Source organism: Paenibacillus sp. YYML68 (genome assembly GCF_027923405.1).
GTDB lineage: Bacteria > Bacillota > Bacilli > Paenibacillales > NBRC-103111 > Paenibacillus_G.
The window spans coordinates 3,781,596-3,799,286 of the sequence record NZ_BQYI01000001.1; the positions used below are offsets into that span (position 1 = coordinate 3,781,596).

General features: G+C 56.0%; 14 protein-coding genes. All 14 read right to left on the bottom strand.

Annotated elements, in window-relative coordinates; genetic code table 11:
• Positions 1 to 39: 39 nt before the first annotated feature.
• The 14 genes from PAE68_RS16975 to PAE68_RS17040 all read right to left on the bottom strand — a co-directional run bounded on the left by PAE68_RS16975 (position 40) and on the right by PAE68_RS17040 (position 17,689).
• Positions 40 to 1,863, bottom strand: coding sequence for a peptidoglycan D,D-transpeptidase FtsI family protein (locus PAE68_RS16975; RefSeq protein WP_281888889.1), 1,824 nt, complete (start codon positions 1,861 to 1,863; stop codon positions 40 to 42).
• A gap of 184 nt (positions 1,864 to 2,047) precedes the next feature.
• Positions 2,048 to 4,228, bottom strand: a complete 2,181-nt coding sequence (locus tag PAE68_RS16980) for a methyl-accepting chemotaxis protein (RefSeq protein WP_281888891.1) — start codon at positions 4,226 to 4,228, stop codon at positions 2,048 to 2,050.
• Positions 4,229 to 4,413: 185 nt separating this feature from the next.
• On the bottom strand, positions 4,414 to 5,706 hold the full coding sequence (locus PAE68_RS16985) for a peptidase U32 family protein (protein WP_281888893.1): 1,293 nt from the start codon (positions 5,704 to 5,706) through the stop codon (positions 4,414 to 4,416).
• Positions 5,707 to 5,748: 42 nt separating this feature from the next.
• On the bottom strand, positions 5,749 to 6,690 hold the full coding sequence (locus PAE68_RS16990; RefSeq protein ID WP_281888895.1) for a peptidase U32 family protein: 942 nt from the start codon (positions 6,688 to 6,690) through the stop codon (positions 5,749 to 5,751).
• 60 nt (positions 6,691 to 6,750) lie between these two features.
• Entirely contained in the window at positions 6,751 to 7,806 is a 1,056-nt protein-coding gene (gene mltG / locus PAE68_RS16995) for an endolytic transglycosylase MltG (RefSeq protein WP_281888896.1), read from the bottom strand.
• Positions 7,807 to 7,899: 93 nt separating this feature from the next.
• Positions 7,900 to 8,211, bottom strand: a complete 312-nt coding sequence (locus tag PAE68_RS17000) for a DUF1292 domain-containing protein (RefSeq protein ID WP_281888898.1) — start codon at positions 8,209 to 8,211, stop codon at positions 7,900 to 7,902.
• 84 nt (positions 8,212 to 8,295) lie between these two features.
• On the bottom strand, positions 8,296 to 8,619 hold the full coding sequence (locus PAE68_RS17005; protein WP_281888900.1) for a DUF1292 domain-containing protein: 324 nt from the start codon (positions 8,617 to 8,619) through the stop codon (positions 8,296 to 8,298).
• A 3-nt stretch (positions 8,620 to 8,622) separates the two neighbouring features.
• The gene (gene ruvX, locus PAE68_RS17010) at positions 8,623 to 9,054 is read right to left on the bottom strand and encodes a Holliday junction resolvase RuvX (protein ID WP_281888902.1); all 432 of its coding nucleotides are present in this window, start codon (positions 9,052 to 9,054) and stop codon (positions 8,623 to 8,625) included.
• Positions 9,055 to 9,097: 43 nt separating this feature from the next.
• A complete protein-coding gene (locus PAE68_RS17015; RefSeq protein ID WP_281888903.1) occupies positions 9,098 to 9,361 on the bottom strand; it encodes an IreB family regulatory phosphoprotein in 264 nt (87 codons plus the stop codon).
• A gap of 221 nt (positions 9,362 to 9,582) precedes the next feature.
• Positions 9,583 to 12,207, bottom strand: a complete 2,625-nt coding sequence (gene alaS, locus PAE68_RS17020) for an alanine--tRNA ligase (protein WP_281888904.1) — start codon at positions 12,205 to 12,207, stop codon at positions 9,583 to 9,585.
• A 423-nt stretch (positions 12,208 to 12,630) separates the two neighbouring features.
• Positions 12,631 to 13,476, bottom strand: a complete 846-nt coding sequence (locus PAE68_RS17025; RefSeq protein WP_281888906.1) for a glycosyltransferase family 2 protein — start codon at positions 13,474 to 13,476, stop codon at positions 12,631 to 12,633.
• Complete coding sequence (locus PAE68_RS17030) at positions 13,473 to 14,975, bottom strand: alkaline phosphatase family protein (RefSeq protein ID WP_281888908.1); 1,503 nt, start codon at positions 14,973 to 14,975, stop codon at positions 13,473 to 13,475. Before PAE68_RS17030 ends, PAE68_RS17025 begins: the two co-directional genes overlap by 4 nt.
• Complete coding sequence (locus PAE68_RS17035) at positions 14,972 to 16,708, bottom strand: glycosyltransferase family 39 protein (protein ID WP_281888910.1); 1,737 nt, start codon at positions 16,706 to 16,708, stop codon at positions 14,972 to 14,974. Before PAE68_RS17035 ends, PAE68_RS17030 begins: the two co-directional genes overlap by 4 nt.
• 3 nt (positions 16,709 to 16,711) lie before the next feature.
• The gene (locus PAE68_RS17040; protein ID WP_281888912.1) at positions 16,712 to 17,689 is read right to left on the bottom strand and encodes an FTR1 family iron permease; all 978 of its coding nucleotides are present in this window, start codon (positions 17,687 to 17,689) and stop codon (positions 16,712 to 16,714) included.
• Between the last annotated feature and the right edge of the window lie 2 nt (positions 17,690 to 17,691).

The window sequence follows — 17,691 nt, forward strand, 5'->3', positions numbered from 1 at the left end:
CTGTCACGCTGCTATGGTGTGCAAGAGCGACAGGTGCTGCTACGGCGTGCGTGAGGCAAGCACATCCATCACCTCACGGAACAGCTGCAGTGACTTGTTCGGCGTCCCTTGCGGCACGCCCCTGATCAGTACAGCGACCGCATACTGGGGCTTATCCGTCGGACCGTAGCCGATGAACCAATGGTTCTCCGCCGGGCCCCCGCTCGTGGAGCGTACCTCAGCAGTACCGCTCTTGCCAGCTACCGGCCACTTCGACTTCTGGAGCGGCTGACCTGTGCCGTAGGCGACGACATCCCCCATCCATTGCAGCAGCGTCCGCGACGTCTTCTCGCCGATTACATCGTCATGCTCCAGCTTCGCCTCTTGCTCGTCGAATCGCTCGTATAGCCTGTCGTTGCGGAATCGTATTTCCTTCACGATGCGCGGCGACAGCACCTCCCCCCCATGATATAACGTCACGAGCAGATTAGCCGCTTGTAGCGGAGTGAGCTGCACATCTCGCTGTCCGATCGACGTCTGCACAAGCGCTCCAGCATCGTTCTTGTCCGTACCGAAGGCATATACGTGCCCCGCCTGCTCCCCATCCCACTGCTTCAGCGTCTCACGGCGTCCTGAAGGCTGACCCGTCCAGCCTACAGGCTCCGTCAATCCCATACGACCTGCATATTGCTCCAGCTGGACGCCCCCGATCCGCTCGGCTACCTTCGCGAAGACGATGTTGCACGAATGCGCGAACGCTTCCTGGAGCGTAATCGTCCCGTGACCCCCCTTCTTCCAGCAAGAGAAGCCGTACCTGCCGAGCTCGCCGTCACAATGAAAGGTCTCGTCAAGCCGCACCACATGCTCCTCCAGCGCTGCAGCAGCCGTTACCGTCTTGAAGATCGAACCCGGCGTCTGTGCCTGCAAGGCCCGATTGCCCCAATCTGCCAGCTCCAGATGCACATGCTCCGGGTGAAAAGCAGGACGGCTCGCCACTGCTGTAACATCCGCATTGTCCAGCCTCAGCACGACGACAGCGCCATCCTGAACAGCGAGCTGCTCCAGCTTCTGTTCGATGCGCTCCTGCACATCAAGCTCCAGCGTGGTGATTACCTTAAGCGGATAATAAGGATTGGCGGGATCGAACGTTCGAATGTCCATTCCCGGCAACGGGATGCGTCTTGCATCCGTGAACAGCGACACGGAGGTCGGACCGATGCCGCGCAGCCAGGGCTCGAACATTTTCTCAAGACCCGCGTTGCCGATTCGACTCGTCAGCTGCAGCTCACCACGATGGAACTGGTCGGTGAATTGCTTCGTAATGCGCTCCGGATTTTGCCCAATGTAGCCAATCATGTGGGCTGCTACTTGCGACTCTGCATATCGCTGCTTGTACATCGTCACTTGCCAATCCGGCAGCCGCAGAGCGCTTAGGCCTTCCACTTGCTCTGGTGTAAGCTCCATCGCTCTCCTTCTCCCGAGTTGACCTTGTCCCCATAGCTCAGGGTGGTTCAACGATTGCTGATATGCATCGAGCTGCTGGGCGGATGTGTGCAGTAGTGAGGCAACCGCCTGAAGCCTAGTCCATCGCTCTGCTTGACTCATCCCCGTGTTAATCGGGAACACCGCCAGCGCAGGATATGTACGGCCGGTCAACGGTCGGCCGCTGCTGTCATAGAAGTCTCCGCGACCGCTGTCGAGCACGATCCCTTGCTCCCGCTGCAGCACTGAATTGCCGACAAGATCAATCCGTCGGGACGTGAAGCTTCCGGCCGCTGCGATCTGAATCCAGAACAGCCGGATGTTCCATACGAGCAGTGCAATAATGATGAGCATCAGTATGATAAAGATACGATGCTTAGGCTGTTCTGTCGTGTCGTTCATTGCTTCCCCCGCCTTATCGTTCCGTACATCTCGACGGAATCATATCGTCCAATATTTGTATACAAGTATCTCCATTATTCGACGAGCTATAACAAGGGGACCGCTGAACGTACGGAACGTACGAAAGCCCGCCCCCAGACGGGGACGGGCCATGACACTCAGCTAACGGTATTACCACTTACGCTTATACACGGAACTTGGACAACGATTCCTTCAACGAGTTGGACAGCTGCTCAAGACTGTCGGACAGCTTCACAAGTCCGGAAGACACGTTCAGCTGCTCCGTACTGAGCGACGCGACCTCCTGCGACGTAGCGGACGACTCCTCCGCAACAGCACTTACGTTGGACATCGCTTCGGTCAGTATCGATTGCGAAGCCTCGAGATGACTGATCGACTCCGTGACGTCAGTCAGACGAAGGATGAAGCCGCTCATTTGCTCATCGACCTGCTTGAAGATCGAGTCCGCTTCCTTCACAGACGTAATCTGCTCTTGGAAGATCGGGTAAGCCTTGGACAGCACTTGAACCGTCTCGTCAATCTCACGCTGGATCGTCTCCGTAATTTGACCGACGACCGCAATCGATTGGCGGGACTGGTCGGCGAGCTTGCGAATTTCGTCTGCCACAACCATGAACCCTTTACCTGCTGCGCCGGCGCGAGCTGCTTCGATCGTCGCATTCAAGGACAGGATGTTCGTCTGCTTCGTCATGTTGCCGAGTACGTCAAGAATTTTGCGAATCGAGCGCGTGCTTTCCTTCAGATTATCGACCTTCTCGACCATCGAGCGCGTCATCGCCTCGGTCTCATTCGTCTTGCCGATCAGCACCTGCATATACTCGATCCCTTGCTTACTGGAGCCTTGAACGTCACCGGCTGCCGTTCCCATAATGACATTAGCCTCCACAACGGACTGCATCTGCATACCGATATTGTGCGTCAGCTCGTTGCCGCGCTCCGCCTCAACTGCAAGACTAGAGGCTCCATTAGCAATCTCCTCTGTAGCTATTGCAATATCTTTGGCAGACATCGCCGTCTTCTTGGATGCTTCCGACAGCTCACTGGCGGTCGCCAGCACCTCTTGCGCCGATATGCTTGTCCGCTTCACAAGCTCCGTAATTTTCTCCATCATCTCGTTGAAGCTGTCGCCAAGCTGGCCGATCTCATCCTTAGTATTCACGTTCATACGGACGCCCAGGTTACCTTGCTCGCCTTCCTTCATCAGATTACGCAGCTGCACGAGCGGCTGCCCGATCATTCGGGCGACGAAGTAGCCGATCACGACCGCAATCAGCATCGCAACGACCGCAATCACGATCGTCATGTTGAAGATAACGCCGGCGTCCTTGACCAGCTCCTTAATCGGCATAATGCCGACCGTGTACCAGCCGTTCACCTGGGACTTATAATATACGATGGCGAAGTCTCCATTACGTGTCACTACATAACCATGGTCCTCTGACAATGCTTCTTTATCGATATCGAGCTCGCTAGCCGCTCCGAGCTTATCGAGCTCATCCGTGTAGTTGTACGTATGCTCTTTAGATAGAATGACGGTTTGCCCGCCCTCACCCATGCTGATTTGAGCCGTTTCCTTGCCAAGCGTTTCGATGTCAATCTCCATCAGCACGACACCCTTAGGCGTGTTCGTGTTTGAGTCCTTCAACAGTCGCGCTACAGCGAACGTAGGCTTATTGGAGATGCTGGAAACACCGCCCCACTTACCAGTCGTATTATGCCATAGAGCCTTGCCGTTGCCCTCTACCGTCTTCTTGTACCATTCGACATCCTTAATCGAATCCGATGAGAACGAGTTCGTTGTTGATCCGATCGGCTGCCCATCCTCATTGAACAGGTGAATCGCCTTGATCGCTTTGTTCGAGAACGCATACATGTTCAGCTCTTGTGTCACCGCACGCATGTAAGTTAAATAATTATAACCGCTGCGCGATTCCGTCTTAAGCATAGCAATCGCTTCGCCGAGCTGCTCATTGAGCATAATCTGCATCGTCATCTCTTCGAACGTACCGTAGACGAAGTCAAGCTTTGAGCCTGCCTGAATGATCGTTTGCTCAGAGGCATAGGCGACCTTATCCTGCAGTACCTCCTTCGACTTCGAGTAGGACAGAAGTCCGACTGTTAAAACGAACAGCACAATACAAGAAAAGAAAATAAGAAACAGCTTCACCCCAACAGACTTCGTAACAATGTCGGGACGAATGCTCTTCAATTGTTTCGTGATTGTACTGAGGGAGATTGCGCCTGTGCCGTCTTGCTTGGAATTCCGGCCCGCCTCCAGCCTAGATTGCACCGCCCTGCCAGCTTGCTGCAGCTTCGATCGAAGCGATGACCATTGTTTCTTCACAAGAACCACCTACCTAGTCTAAGTTTACTGAACGCATCAATTGTATTTGGATTGATTGTGTTACATATTCGACATGATGATGCAAATTCCTCTAGAATCTGTATCCCTTTTCACAAGAAAATAGTCCCAAATGATTCCGTTTGCCTCTTGACTAAAAAAGCTCTCCGCAATTGGAGAGCCTATCGTTATTTCCCTATCTTCTTCCTCATCATATCCAGCGGCTGCACCGGCTGCTCGACCTTCATTCGAATTGGCTGAAGCGGATGACGCGCAGCATCAAGCGGATCTCCGGCCTCATTCGTAATCGCAGGCACCGTCTGCTTGAAGAACGTGCCGCCCGGACCGAAGAACTCAACCTCTTGACCTGGCTTGAAGTGATTGCGCTGCTGAATGAGCGCCGTCCCCTCCGCCTCGTCATACGCTAGCACAACACCGACGAAATCGTAAGGTGCAGCCTTGTCCTCCGGCTCGAAGATGTGATCCTCATGTCCGGGATGATCATAGAAGAAGCCCGTGTTCAGCGGACGATTGGCCGCCTTCTGGATTTCATAGAGCCATTCCGGCTTCAGCTCATAGTTCTCCGGATCAGCAAAGTACGCATCGATCGCCTGCCGATACGCATTCACGACGGTCGCAACGTAGTGCACGCTCTTCATCCGTCCCTCGATCTTGAAGCTATCCACACCCGATCGAATGAGCGCAGGGATATGCTCAATCATGCACAGATCCTTCGAGCTCATCGAGAACGGATTGTCGCCCTCCTGGAACAGCGGCAGCTCCTTGATGCCAATTTGCGGGCTGGCTCCAGCAAGCTCCTCCTCCGTCGTGAACAGGTCGTACTTCCAGCGGCACGACTGCGAGCAGCCGCCTCGGTTCGAGTCGCGGTCCGTGAAGTGGTTCGACAGCACACAGCGGCCAGAGTACGAGCTGCACATCGCGCCGTGGACGAATACCTCGATCTCGATATCGACCTTCCGCTTGATCTCCTCGATCTCTTCCATGCTTACCTCGCGCGCCAGCACGACACGCTCCGCACCGTCTTCCTTCCAGAACTGCACCGCCTGCCAGTTCATCGTCGACTGCTGCGTGCTCAGATGGATCTCCAGCTTCGGAGCCACCCGCTTGCACGTCTCAATAATGATCGGATCAGCTACGATAATCGCATGCACCCCGGCATCCTGAATGCCGCGCAGATAGTCCTCAAGACCGCTTATATCTTCGTTGTGTGCATAAATGTTCGTTGCGACGAACACCTTCGCACCGTATCGTTCCGCGAACTCGACACCCTCGCGCATCTCCTCGAACGTGAAGTTGTCCGCATTCGAGCGCAATCCGTACTGCTGCCCACCGATATATACGGCGTCCGCTCCGTAATGCACCGCGAACTTCAGCTTCTCCAGGCTGCCGGCTGGCGCGAGCAGCTCTGGCTTCTCGAGCCGCACCCGCTTGCCGAGCAGCGCTTCCTTCGTGCTATTCATTGGCGTTGTTCACCTCTCTCTTGTATTAACAAGTCCTAGCCCTTAATACACCTGCTCCTTATAGAAAAATCCGTAGCTTAGCTCGCGCCGCGGATCCTGCAGCTCGCGGATCGGCTCCAGCCACTCGTCCTGAAACTCGTAGGCGGACGGATCAGCCGCATAAGCGTCAATCGCCTTGCGATAGCTGCGCAGCACAGCCTCGTTATATTCAACCGTCTTGAGCAGCGACTCCACCTTGAAGCTGTCAATGCCGCCCTCCATCAGCTCGTGCAGACCGTCAAGCATGCAGATGTCGTCAGAGCTCATAATGTGCGTGCCGTTCACATCCTCATACACCGGGAACCGCTCGTTCTGGCGCTCCTGCTCAATGAGGAACAGTCCCTCCTCCTTGCTGAGGCTGATCGGCTCCTGCTCTTCAGCGCGGCCTTGATGCTCCTGATAATTCGTCAACAGGCTGCGCTTCGAATGGTAAATGTTCGTAATGCCGTGCACCTGCACCTGTACCTCCATATCGGCAAGCTGCTGCTTAATCTCAAGCGTCTCCTCGAGATTGAGCTCGCGCGCCAGCACGACGCGGATCGCCCCCTTACGTCCCCAATAGGCCGCAGTCGCATAGTTGGTCGACGTCATCTCCGCATTCCAGTGCAGCTTCATGCCAGGCGCCGCCTCGCGCAGCGCGAGCAGCACAGCCGGATCGCCGAATACGACAGCGTCAACCTGAAGCCTCTGCAGCTCGGCAAGGTAGGCAGGCAGCTCATCGAGCTGCTCATTACTCAAGATATTGTTCACCGCTGCATACACCTTAACGCTCCGTTCATGCAGCCATGGGATCAGCGTCTCCAGCTCAGACCGTACAATTTCTCCCGGCAGTCTCAGTCCGTAACGGTGCTCACCGAACAGAATGGCGCTAGCTCCCGCCTCGGCATACCGTTTCGCCTCCTCGGACGAGCCCGCGGTTATTAACAATTCCGGTTTGTCGCTCATAGGTTCCCTCCTGAAATAACAGACTTCATCTATTGTGGCACTTGATTGGGTGACCACGGATTATTGATTACTCAACGCAATATTGCGCTTATGCTGCTCGAACGTCTCGGCGAACAGATGCGTCTTGCTGCCGTCCTTCTTCGTCACATAGAACAAGTAAGGCGATTCGGCCGGATACAACGCCGCACGAATGGACGACAGCGATGGGCTCGCAATCGGTCCCGGCGGCAGTCCCTTATTCAGATACGTATTATACGGACTGTCGACCTTAAGATCGGCAAACAACAGACGCTCCTTCTGCTTGTCGAGCAAATACTGCACCGTCGCGTCGATCTCCAGCTGCTTGTTCAGCTTCAGCCGATTATGAATGACACTGCTAACGAGTGAGCGCTCCTCCTCGACGACAACCTCCCGTTCGATAAGCGACGCGATCGTCATCAGCTGATGGAACGACAGGCCATGAGCCTCAAGCGCCGCCTGCCAATCCTTCGGCAGCTCCTGCAGCCGCTTGTCCAGCTGCTCGACCATCGAAGCGACCATCTCCTCGGCGCTCACATCCTTCTTCCATTCATACGTCTCCGGAAAAAGATACCCCTCCAGACGATCCTTCAACGGAGCGTCGTCCGGTATACGCGCAGCCCATGACTCGGCAGGAGCGCGGAACTTGGCCGCGGCCGTCGCGAAGGCTGCTCCATCCAGCCCTTGCTCGCTCAGCTTCTCGGCCACCTGCTTGACCGTGAACCCTTCCGGCACCGTCAGCCGCACGACCTCCGCCTTCACCGTCTCACCGCGATTAAGCTTCGCTATAATGTCATCACGCGTCATGCCGGGGGTCATCTCGTACTCACCCGCTTGGAAGCGCGAGCCTTCACCCTTCAGCTTCACATAATAGGTGAACAGCCTCGCATCCCTCACGATGCCCTTCTCCTCCAGCACGTTAGCCAATTGCGCGACACCGGTTCCAGGGGGATACGCTATGCGCTGCACCTCTGTCGACGGGTCTGCTGGCGCCAGACCTTTGCCAACATACAACAGCAAGCCCGCTCCAAGTCCAATTACTGCCATTACAATGAATATAATTGTCAATAAAATTCCACGCTTAGCCTTCACCGACATCGTACGTATGCAGCCTCAGAGGCCGCCTCCCCTATCCATATTGTAAAACGGAAAAAGAGCGGATCATCTCCGCTCATGAGTGTTCGTAATGAGTTAAAACGATTCATCCGACGGGAACGTCAACTCGTCGAATAGCTCCGACACCGTCTCCCACTCGTCATCATCCTCAATCGTCTCTAGCTCAAGCTCTCCGTCCGCTTTCCGAGTAACACGGAAAATTTCAGGCTCATCCTCTTTCCCCGGCTTCGCCTTCTCGAGCATGGCATAGCCGTGGCCGTTCAGCATCAGCTCCGACACGATGCGGTGTACGACGGATTCCTGACGCTCATCATACAAAATAATATCATCTCCGTATGCTTCCCGCAACTGGCTCGTCGGCACTACTTGGTTCAATGCTTCAGACATGTTTTTCAACTCCTCTTAAATAACAGGTTCGGAGTTCACTCCGGTTCTGTTATGGCAAGCCTCGAATTTGGCTGAGGGCTAGGACTACTTGGACTCTTCCTCTTCTTCGTCCTCGTATTCGGCCATCAATGTATTGAACGTCTCCTCGACGATGTTCCACTCTTCCTCATCCTCGATCGTGTACAGCTGGAGATCGTCGCCGTCCTCCTCATAGCGGAACGCGTACACCTCGTCGGATTCCTCATCTGCATCCACAGGCACGACCATCATGTATTTCTTGTCGGAATCGTCGACCTCGAACTTCATGATGACCTCGAATTCCTCCTCGTTGCCCTCTTCATCCGGAATGAATATTATTTCCGGCTCCTCCTCGAGCTCATCGTGATTTGTTACAGGTTCCTTAGACATGGTTCATTCTCCTCTCAGCTTCGAATTTGCATTTGCATCCATATAGCCTTGTAAAATGAGCGCAGCCGCCATTTTATCTACAACCAGCTTGCGCTTCTTGCGGCTTACATCCGCTTCGAGCAGCGTTCGCTGCGCCGAAGCAGTCGTCAGCCGTTCATCCCACAGATGGACAGGCAGTTGTAGTTTCTCATGTAAAGTTTGGGAGAATGCAATACAAATTTCTCCACGCGGGCCGATCGTATTGTTCATATTTTTCGGCAGGCCGACGACGATGTCGCTTACGCCGTACTGCTCGATGATCGTCCGGAGCCGATCCAGATCCTTCTCCTCGGTCGTACGCCGTATGACCTCAAGCCCTTGAGCCGTCCATCCCAGCTCATCGCTTACAGCGACGCCAATCGTCTTATCCCCGTAATCCAATCCCATTACTCGCATCTGAACTCTCCTGCCTGCAACCTTCGCTACTGTTCGTCCTTCACTACTGCTTCGCTTGCTGCAGATACGAACGAACGAGCTCTTCAATCAATTCGTCGCGCTCCCGCTTCCGAATGATGCTTCGGGCATTGTTATGACGCGGAATGTAGGCCGGGTCCCCGGAGAGCAAATAACCAACGATCTGATTGATCGGGTTGTAGCCCTTCTCCTGCAGCGCATCATACACCGCCAGTATGACTTCTTTGGGCGTCGTTTCGATCTCTTCCGCTTTTACGTTGAATTTCATCGTCTTATCCATTGAATTCATCCTGCGAAGCACCTCCTTCATTCGTTTCCTGAAATAACAGGTTCCTAATCGGATGGAATACTGTTATGGCAAGCCTCGAATTTACTCGAACTTCATCCCTAGAGAATGCCGCACGAAGCGGTACGGGACTCTAATACTCTATTATTCGACATTCGCCATTTTATTCCTGTAGACAAGCACGAGTTTTTTACAAAATATTTAAAACCAAGCCCGGCATGCCGCTATTTCACCGACTCGACATGCGAAACGACAAGCGCGAGCGCGTCCTTCAGCTTCGCAGCGTCCTTGCCGCCTGCCTGCGCCATATCCGGACGGCCGCCGCCGCTGCCACCGCAAGCGGTCGCCACTTCCTTGATCAGCTTGCCGGCATGGAAGCCGCGCCCTACAAGGTCTGCACTGACCGCCGCGACAAGGTTCACCTTGTCGTCGGCCTTCGCGCCGAGCACGATGACCGCAGAGCTCAGCTTCTGCTTCATCTGGTCGACGATGCTGCGCAGCGATTCCATATCGCTCGCGCTGACCTCAGCAGCCAGCACCGTAACGCCATTGATCTCCTGCGCATGATCCGTCAAGGATCCTGCCTCGATGCCACTCAGCTTCGACTTGAGCGATTCATTCTCGCGTGACAGCTCCTTCATCTGAGCGAACAAGCCCTCAACACGCTTCGGCACGTCCTGGATGTTCGACTTCAAGAGCGACGCCGCGTCGCGCAGCAGCTGCAGCTGACCTTCCAGGTACTGGTACGCCTGGCGGCCGCTCGTCGCCTCGATACGGCGAATGCCCGAGCCGATACCGGACTCGCTAATAATTTTGAACAGACCGATCTCACTTGTGTTCGCTACATGGCAGCCGCCGCACAGCTCGAGGCTGTAATCGCCGACGCGCACGACGCGCACGACGTCGCCGTATTTCTCACCGAACAGCGCCATGGCACCCATCGCCTTCGCTTCGGCAATCGGCTTCAGCGAGATGTCGACTGCAATACTGCGCCATACTTGAGCGTTAACGCGCTGCTCGATCTCCTGCAGCTCCTGCGGCGTAATGCTGCCGAAGTGGGAGAAGTCGAAGCGCAGTCTCTCCGGCGCCACGAGCGAGCCCGCCTGATTGACATGGTCGCCGAGCACTTCCTTGAGCGCCTTGTGAAGCAAGTGCGTCGCCGTATGGTTCTTAATAATATCTTCACGCACGTCCTGCGTCACGATTGCCTGCACCGTCTCGCCGCTGCGCAGCACGCCCGACTGGACGCGCACCGTGTGCACATGCTGACCGTGCGGAGCTTTACCGACCTCCTCGACCTTCAGCACCGTGTCGCCTGCGGTCATCAAGCCGTGGTCGCTCACTTGACCGCCGCTCTCCGCATAGAACGGTGTCCGATCCAGCAGCACCTGGCATACTTCACCAGTGCCGACGACATCAACGAGCTGCTGCTCGTGAATGACGGCGATGATTTTAGCACTTGTTACCAGTTCAGTATATCCAACAAACTCGCTTTTAACCGTCAGCTCCGCCAGCGGTCCGCCCTGCACCTTCATGCTGTCGGATTCCTGACGCGCCGCACGCGCCCGGTCACGCTGCTCCTGCATCGACTGGTCGAAGCCTTCGCGATCGACGGTCATGCCGCGCTCTGCAGCGAAGTCCTCCGTCAAGTCGAACGGGAAGCCGTACGTGTCATACAGCTTGAACGCCTCCGGCCCGTTAATGACCGTGCGGCCCTCTGCACGAGCCTTATCCGACATCTCAGCGAGAATAAGAAGACCGTCAGACAGTGTCTCGTGGAACCGCTCCTCCTCGGTGCGGATGACGCGCTCGATGAACTCACGCTTGTCCACAACCTCCGAATAGTAGACACCCATCACGTCACCGACGATCGGCGTCAATGTGTACAGGAACGGCTTGTCCAGTCCGAGCACCTTGCCGTAGCGCACCGCGCGGCGCAGCAGACGGCGAATGACGTAGCCGCGGCCTTCGTTGGACGGCAGCACGCCGTCGCCAACGGAGAAGACGACCGTACGAATATGATCGGCAATGACCTTCAGCGCCACGTCGTTGTCCGTGTTTTCCTTATAGGTCACACCTGCCAGCTCGGCCGTCTTCTGAATGATCGGCTGGAACAGGTCGGTGTCGAAGTTCGAGTCGACGTCCTGCAGAATTGATGCGAAGCGCTCTAGTCCCGCGCCCGTATCGATGTTCTTGTTCGGAAGCGGCGTGTAGCTGCCGTCCTTATTATGGTTGAACTGCGAGAACACGAGGTTCCACACCTCGAGGAAGCGCTCATTCTCCCCGCCCGGCCAACATTCCGGATCGTTCAGATCGCCATACTTGTCGCCGCGGTCGTAGAATATCTCGGTACACGGACCGCACGGACCTTCGCCGATATCCCAGAAGTTATCCTGCAGCTTGTAGATGCGCTCCTCCGGAAGACCGATCTTCTTGCTCCAGAATTCGAATGCCTCCGTATCCTCTGGATACACCGTCACGGACAGACGCTCCGGATCGAAGCCGATCCACTCCTTGCTAGTCAAGAACTCCCACGCCCACGTGATCGCTTCCTCCTTGAAGTAGTCACCGATGGAGAAGTTGCCGAGCATCTCGAAGAACGTATGGTGACGGCGCGTCTTGCCGACGTTCTCGATATCGTTCGTGCGGATACACTTCTGCGAGTTCGTGATACGCGGATTGTCTGGTACGACGCGTCCGTCGAAGTACGCCTTCAGTGGCGCCATACCAGCATTAATCCACAGGAGCGACGGATCGTTGTGCGGCACGAGCGGTGCGCTCGGCTCAATCTTATGTCCCTTGCTTTCGAAAAACTGCAGCCATTTCGAGCGAATTTCACTGGCTTTCATGTTACTTATACCCCCTGGGCTTGAATTGAATTTCACGTTGAAGCGCAAGCTCGGTTCTATACGCCTAATTCGGCAAAAAAACGCAAAAAATCGCCCCTGTATACAGGGACGAATTGCTCGCGGTACCACCCTGGTTATTGCTTCGTCCCATCAGCTCGTGCTTGATCGGGTGCGGCAGCAATCTCCTCTGATCGGACAATAACGGTTCCGTGCCGGCGGAGTTCATCCGCGCTCCGAAATGAGCGTTCGGTCATCCTTCATTAGGCGGGCTCTCGCAGCGGAACGCGAGCACGGGGAAGCGAACGAATCGACGCTCCGAACAAGTGCTCAGTTACAAGCCTGCTCTCTGGCTAATGGACTATGACGTACTGTATTTCATCAACGCTTTCATCTGCTAATTATATGATTCCAGCTTGGCCTCTGTCAACTGATGGCTGGACGCTGCGAACACGCCGCGGATAGGGCAGGCTCCCCCTTCGGCAGCGGATATTCAGGCAGACTTACATCCGCGCGATCCCGCTCCTTACCGATCTCAACCGGCCTCCGCAGCTCCTTCCAGATCGCTGGAAGCACCTTGCCGATGTATGCGATTGAGATAAAAGAACGCCCCTCGGTGCGAAATCGGTAGCGGATCGGAATCTCGGCAAGCCGAAACCCTTTGCGCAAGAGATTGAGCGTGAGCACCTGCGCATAGTTATAGTCATGTATAATTTCGGCTGCCTCAGCAGCCGAGCGCGTGAACGCCCGCATTCCTGATTGACCGTCTGTAATGATACGACGGAGCAAGATCGCCTGCAGCGCTGTGAAAAAATAGTTGCCCAGCCGACGATACAGCTTCATCCCATCGATCGTGCCCATGAACCGCGAGCCCATCGTATAGTCCGCCTGACCGGCGAAGATCGGCGAGAGCAGCTCAGGAATTTGATCGGCTGGATACTCGTTGTCCGCGTCGATCATGATGACGACATCAGCGCCGAGGCGTACGCTTTCCTTCAGGCCGTGACGCACTGCAGCGCCAAGTCCGCCGTTCACAGGCAAGCTGAGCACATGGTCAGCCCCGGCAGCGAGCGCCCGCTCCACCGTCCGATCGGTCGAGCCGTCGTCGATAATGAGCGTCTCTACCGTCACTCGTGCATCGAACCGTCGCGGAATTCGCTTCAGCACCTCGCCGATCGAAGCCTCCTCGTTATGAGCGGGCAGGAATACGATAACTTTACGTGTCGATGTCATGTTGCTCGGGGTCCAGGCTGCGTTCTTCTGTCTAGTCATGTTGTACTTCCTTTCACTCCGTTCTCCCGCTTGTCTGCACTACTAGCTGTCGACCACGCCTCGGTCAGCACATCGCCTCGGCTATGGTCGGGATACGGCGCTCCGAGCAGACAAGCGATCGTCGGCGCCACCGACGTCAGCGACATGCGGCGCTCAATCTTGCGTCCTTGCGCAATGCGCGGACCGTACAGGAAGAACGGTACGAACCGTTCGCCCTCATCGAGATGGCCGTGACCGCCGATGCCGTCCGCTTGTCCGTGATCGGCGCAGACGAGCAGCGTCGTGTCCTGCATATGCCCGTTCACCTCTAGCCATTGAACGAACTCGTCGAGCAGCGCGTCAGCTTCCTCGATTTTCTGCACATATTCGTCGTACAGTACACCCATGCTATGTCCCGTCTGGTCTGTGGCGATGAGCTGGACGACGAGCAGGTCCGGGTTCTGCTCCGCCATAATCTTCTTCGCCCGCTCGACGATGAATCGGTCCGCCTTATCATTATGCATAACCGCGGTGACGCTCTCCACATCGTCGCCCATCGAGTCGATCAGATGCGCGATACCGAGCAGACGACCCTTCTTGCCGATCTTGCGCAGCGAGTCGAAGATGCTCTCCACCCGAATGCCGAGCTTCCACACCATATTTGACTGAATACCGTGCTCACGTGGATACGTGCCTGTGAACATCGAGGAGAAGCAGACGACCGTACGCGCCGGATATACCGTCTCCATCTGCGTATACTCCGTTCCGCCCTGCCTCAGCCGATCCAGGAACGGCGTGCGCGCCACATCGAACCGCTCCTTGCGCATGCCGTCGATGACGAGCACGATCACCTTCCCGGTCATCGGCTCCAGAGGCTCGGCATACCGTTCATGCGTGAACGACAGATCCTCCTTCGGCTTCCAGTCGAACAGGTTACGATGCAGCACATAGCTCAGTAGCGCGACAGCCGCCGTGAATGCGAGCACTGTTGGCGCCTCAATCGCAAATGCGCCGCTGCCAAGCAGCTCCGTATGCAGTCGCTCCCACAGGTAGACGAGCAGCAGCGTCTTCGGCAGCTGCTCCTGCGCATTGCCGCTCGTCGAGTCGCTGTTCTTCAGCACGAGCTTCCAGAAGCGGCGGAAGTTCAGCCACGACGTGCCGATGCGCAGATGGTAATACAACGTCCCCCAGAAGAAGACGGTGAAGAAGAAGTACAGCGCGATCGTCCATAGCCCAATCCCAAGCTCAGGCACACCCCAGATGAAGAAATATGCGACGAATGGCAGCCATAAATAATTGCGCATGAACAGTGGATAGTCGTATATAAACCAGACCGCGAACAAGGGGACGAGCAGCAGCGCTGCTAGCGCCGTGCCGAGCCAGAACGAGCCGCTTCCCCAGTCCGATATATGATAGAGCAGGAACGCCCCCGCTGTAAAAATCGGCGTAAACGGCTTCCCTTCATTGACCAGGTTCCAGCAGCGTGCGGCGACAATTTCGAAGCCGGATGCTTCCTTCATCGATTCCCCTCCTCCCTTCGTATGTTATATTCGTACAGCGTCAGACGGTCATATACCGGATTGACGATCGGATTTCCCTGAAAATCAGCCAAGCTCGTCAAGTGCGGCAACAGCTCAGCCCGCTCGTCAGCAGCGAAGCCATCAAGCACCTTGCTCGTCAGAAGCACTCGCCGCCCGCCTGCCAAGTATTCTCTAGCCTGCTGTTGGAACAGCCCATAGCTCTTCACCCGCGTCGCCGCGAGATGAGGCGCATAATAATGGAACAGACGCTCCTCCTCCCACGTAAAGACGACGGGTGCCGCCGGCAGCTTCAGCTGCTCCGTATAACGAACAAGCTGCAGCGCAGGAGCAGGCTGGACGCTCGCCTCGAGCAGAACTGCAGACTGCTGCACGGAGGTTAGCAGGAATAGACCGACAGCCGCTCCAACTGCAGCCTGCAGCGTCCTTCTTGCTTGAAGCGCACGCATGCTCGACTCCACAGCTACAGCAGCACCCATAAGCAGGAGTGGAATGAGAGGCAGCAGATGCCGGGCTTTCTCCGGATTTTGCCCCCAGAACATCCAGATCGTATACGGGACAACGGCTGTCAGTAAGAGCATGAGCTTGGCCCAATTCACATGAGCGACGAAGCGTACGGCACCAGCCATGCGCGAGACTCCCGGCTTCGAGCGTATGTACGCAAGCACTCGGCTGCCCCACACCGTGAGCACAAGCAGGGCCATCACACTGGCTGAAGTGATCCGCAGTATCAGTGGGGCCATACTCTGCTCTGCCGAAGCGGTCACCGTGGAAGCAGCGGACGCAGCACCAGCAGAGATGCCTTCGGCAGACGCTCTGTCGAGAGCTCCCGCGTCAGCGCCGGTCCAGCCGGCCCACAGCAGCTGGTCCCACAGCCACTGCTTCAAGCGAACGATATAGTCGTACAGCGACGACGTCGCCGACGTCATCGCGCCGCCCCAATCGTTGAAGTGCCCCGCCGAGAACGATTGTCCGAGCATGAAGTATGGCGCCAATCCACCCTCCGTCATCGCGACAGGCACGATCCAGGCAAGTCCAGTTAGTGCGCCTGCGGTGAGGGCGCCTGCTATTTTCCACCAGCCGAATCGAGTCGACCTCAGCCTCCATAATGGAACGAGCAGCGCCGCCCCTAGCGGAAAATACGAAATACGAACGCCCATAGCAACAGCATATAGGATGCAGCTCCATACGGCGATGTGCAAATATTGGTCTGCACGAAGTCCGGCCCGTACACTTAACGAAGAGACGGCAAGCAGCAGCAGCACGCTGAACAGTCCCATACTCTCGCTCATCGGCTGCACATGGGTGAGCGAGATCAAGGGATGCACCGCGTACAGCGCGGCGGCCAGAAGGGAAGCGCGGACGCTCCCGCCGACACTCCTCATCAGCGCGTAGACGCACAGCACCGACAAGCTGCCGAACACCGCGGACACGAGCGACAGCGACCAGACAGCGTCCTGCGTCAGCGCATAGACCGGCTTCGCTGCTACGATGAATACAGGATACCCTGGGAAGTGCGGCTGCATGGCGAATATATCGTATCTCTTCAGCGCCAGCGCAAAGTCGACCGCATCCCAGCTGCCCGCGTATCTCGCAACGTAAGGCAGCCGCCATACCAATAAAGCGGCGAAAAGAAGAAAAAGAAACGCCGCTGCACGTTTCTCCCTCTTCTCCTTGTGTAAATTCGCTGAAAGCTCGTTGTCGTTGTTGACCATCGGCTACGTCGTCGTCTTCTGCGCCTGGACCGTGCTCGCAGACGAATGCGAAGGCAATCGAGTAGCTGACGCCTGCTCGCGGCGCTCCTTGATTCTTAGCGACCACCCGGCAAGGAAGAGCGCGAACAAGTAGTACATCCAGTAGCCGACGAACTGCTCGACGGACGGATTTTGCGAATAGCCGAACATCGCCGCGAAGAAGATGCCTACATTACCGCTGAATACGGTCTCCTCGCCATGATCGCGCAAATAGTCGTTCGCATCCTTCTCATGCTCCGGCAGCAGCCATGCGATGTTGTACACTTCGCCGATCTGACCACCCTGTGTCATGTGTACACTCTTCATGTAGCCCATATCCTGCATCATACCGATTCCGTTAGAGAGCAAGCCGGCGGCAATCATGATGAGGAGCGCTCCCGTCACCTTGAAGTAGGTGGCAAGCGGAATTTTTTTGAACCCCTTGAAGAAGATCAGCGCAACGATCGTAGCAGAAGCTAACCCTGTCAGCGCTCCCCAGCTCATCATCGCCTTCGTTACGTCCCCGCCGCTGATTGCCGCAAAGAAAAATACGGTCTCCACTGCCTCGCGCATAACGACCAAGTAAGAATGGACGATCATGTTAAAGGCGCTGCCTGCCGTAATGATAACCTGCAGCTTAGCCTCCATGCTCTTCTTCATGTCCTTCTTCTGATCCGCCATCCAGACGACCATATGGGTGAGTAATATGACAGAGACGAACATGACGCCGAAGCGCAGATAGCTCTGACTCTTCAGCCCCTCGAAGCCATCCAGCACAACCTGGAACACGAACGCAACGCCAAGGCTCGTCAGGAGCGCCAGCAGCACGCCGACGATGACCCATATATTAAATCGCTTCGCGCCTACACGATTAATGTAGGTCATAATAATGCCGACGATCAGCAGCGCCTCCAGCGCCTCGCGGAACGTAATCAGAAATGCGGCGAATTGTGAGAAACCCATAT

Excerpts from the sequence above, each read along its gene's own strand:
- PAE68_RS16975 (WP_281888889.1), bottom strand. The coding sequence starts at position 1,863 with ATGAACGACACGACAGAACAGCCTAAGCATCGTATCTTTATCATACTG.
- PAE68_RS16985 (WP_281888893.1), bottom strand. The coding sequence starts at position 5,706 with ATGAATAGCACGAAGGAAGCGCTGCTCGGCAAGCGGGTGCGGCTCGAG.
- PAE68_RS16990 (WP_281888895.1), bottom strand. The coding sequence starts at position 6,690 with ATGAGCGACAAACCGGAATTGTTAATAACCGCGGGCTCGTCCGAGGAG.
- mltG (WP_281888896.1), bottom strand. The coding sequence starts at position 7,806 with ATGTCGGTGAAGGCTAAGCGTGGAATTTTATTGACAATTATATTCATT.
- PAE68_RS17000 (WP_281888898.1), bottom strand. The coding sequence starts at position 8,211 with ATGTCTGAAGCATTGAACCAAGTAGTGCCGACGAGCCAGTTGCGGGAA.
- PAE68_RS17005 (WP_281888900.1), bottom strand. The coding sequence starts at position 8,619 with ATGTCTAAGGAACCTGTAACAAATCACGATGAGCTCGAGGAGGAGCCG.
- ruvX (WP_281888902.1), bottom strand. The coding sequence starts at position 9,054 with ATGCGAGTAATGGGATTGGATTACGGGGATAAGACGATTGGCGTCGCT.
- PAE68_RS17015 (WP_281888903.1), bottom strand. The coding sequence starts at position 9,361 with ATGAATTCAATGGATAAGACGATGAAATTCAACGTAAAAGCGGAAGAG.
- alaS (WP_281888904.1), bottom strand. The coding sequence starts at position 12,207 with ATGAAAGCCAGTGAAATTCGCTCGAAATGGCTGCAGTTTTTCGAAAGC.
- PAE68_RS17025 (WP_281888906.1), bottom strand. The coding sequence starts at position 13,476 with ATGACTAGACAGAAGAACGCAGCCTGGACCCCGAGCAACATGACATCG.
- PAE68_RS17030 (WP_281888908.1), bottom strand. The coding sequence starts at position 14,975 with ATGAAGGAAGCATCCGGCTTCGAAATTGTCGCCGCACGCTGCTGGAAC.
- PAE68_RS17035 (WP_281888910.1), bottom strand. The coding sequence starts at position 16,708 with ATGGTCAACAACGACAACGAGCTTTCAGCGAATTTACACAAGGAGAAG.
- PAE68_RS17040 (WP_281888912.1), bottom strand. The coding sequence starts at position 17,689 with ATGGGTTTCTCACAATTCGCCGCATTTCTGATTACGTTCCGCGAGGCG.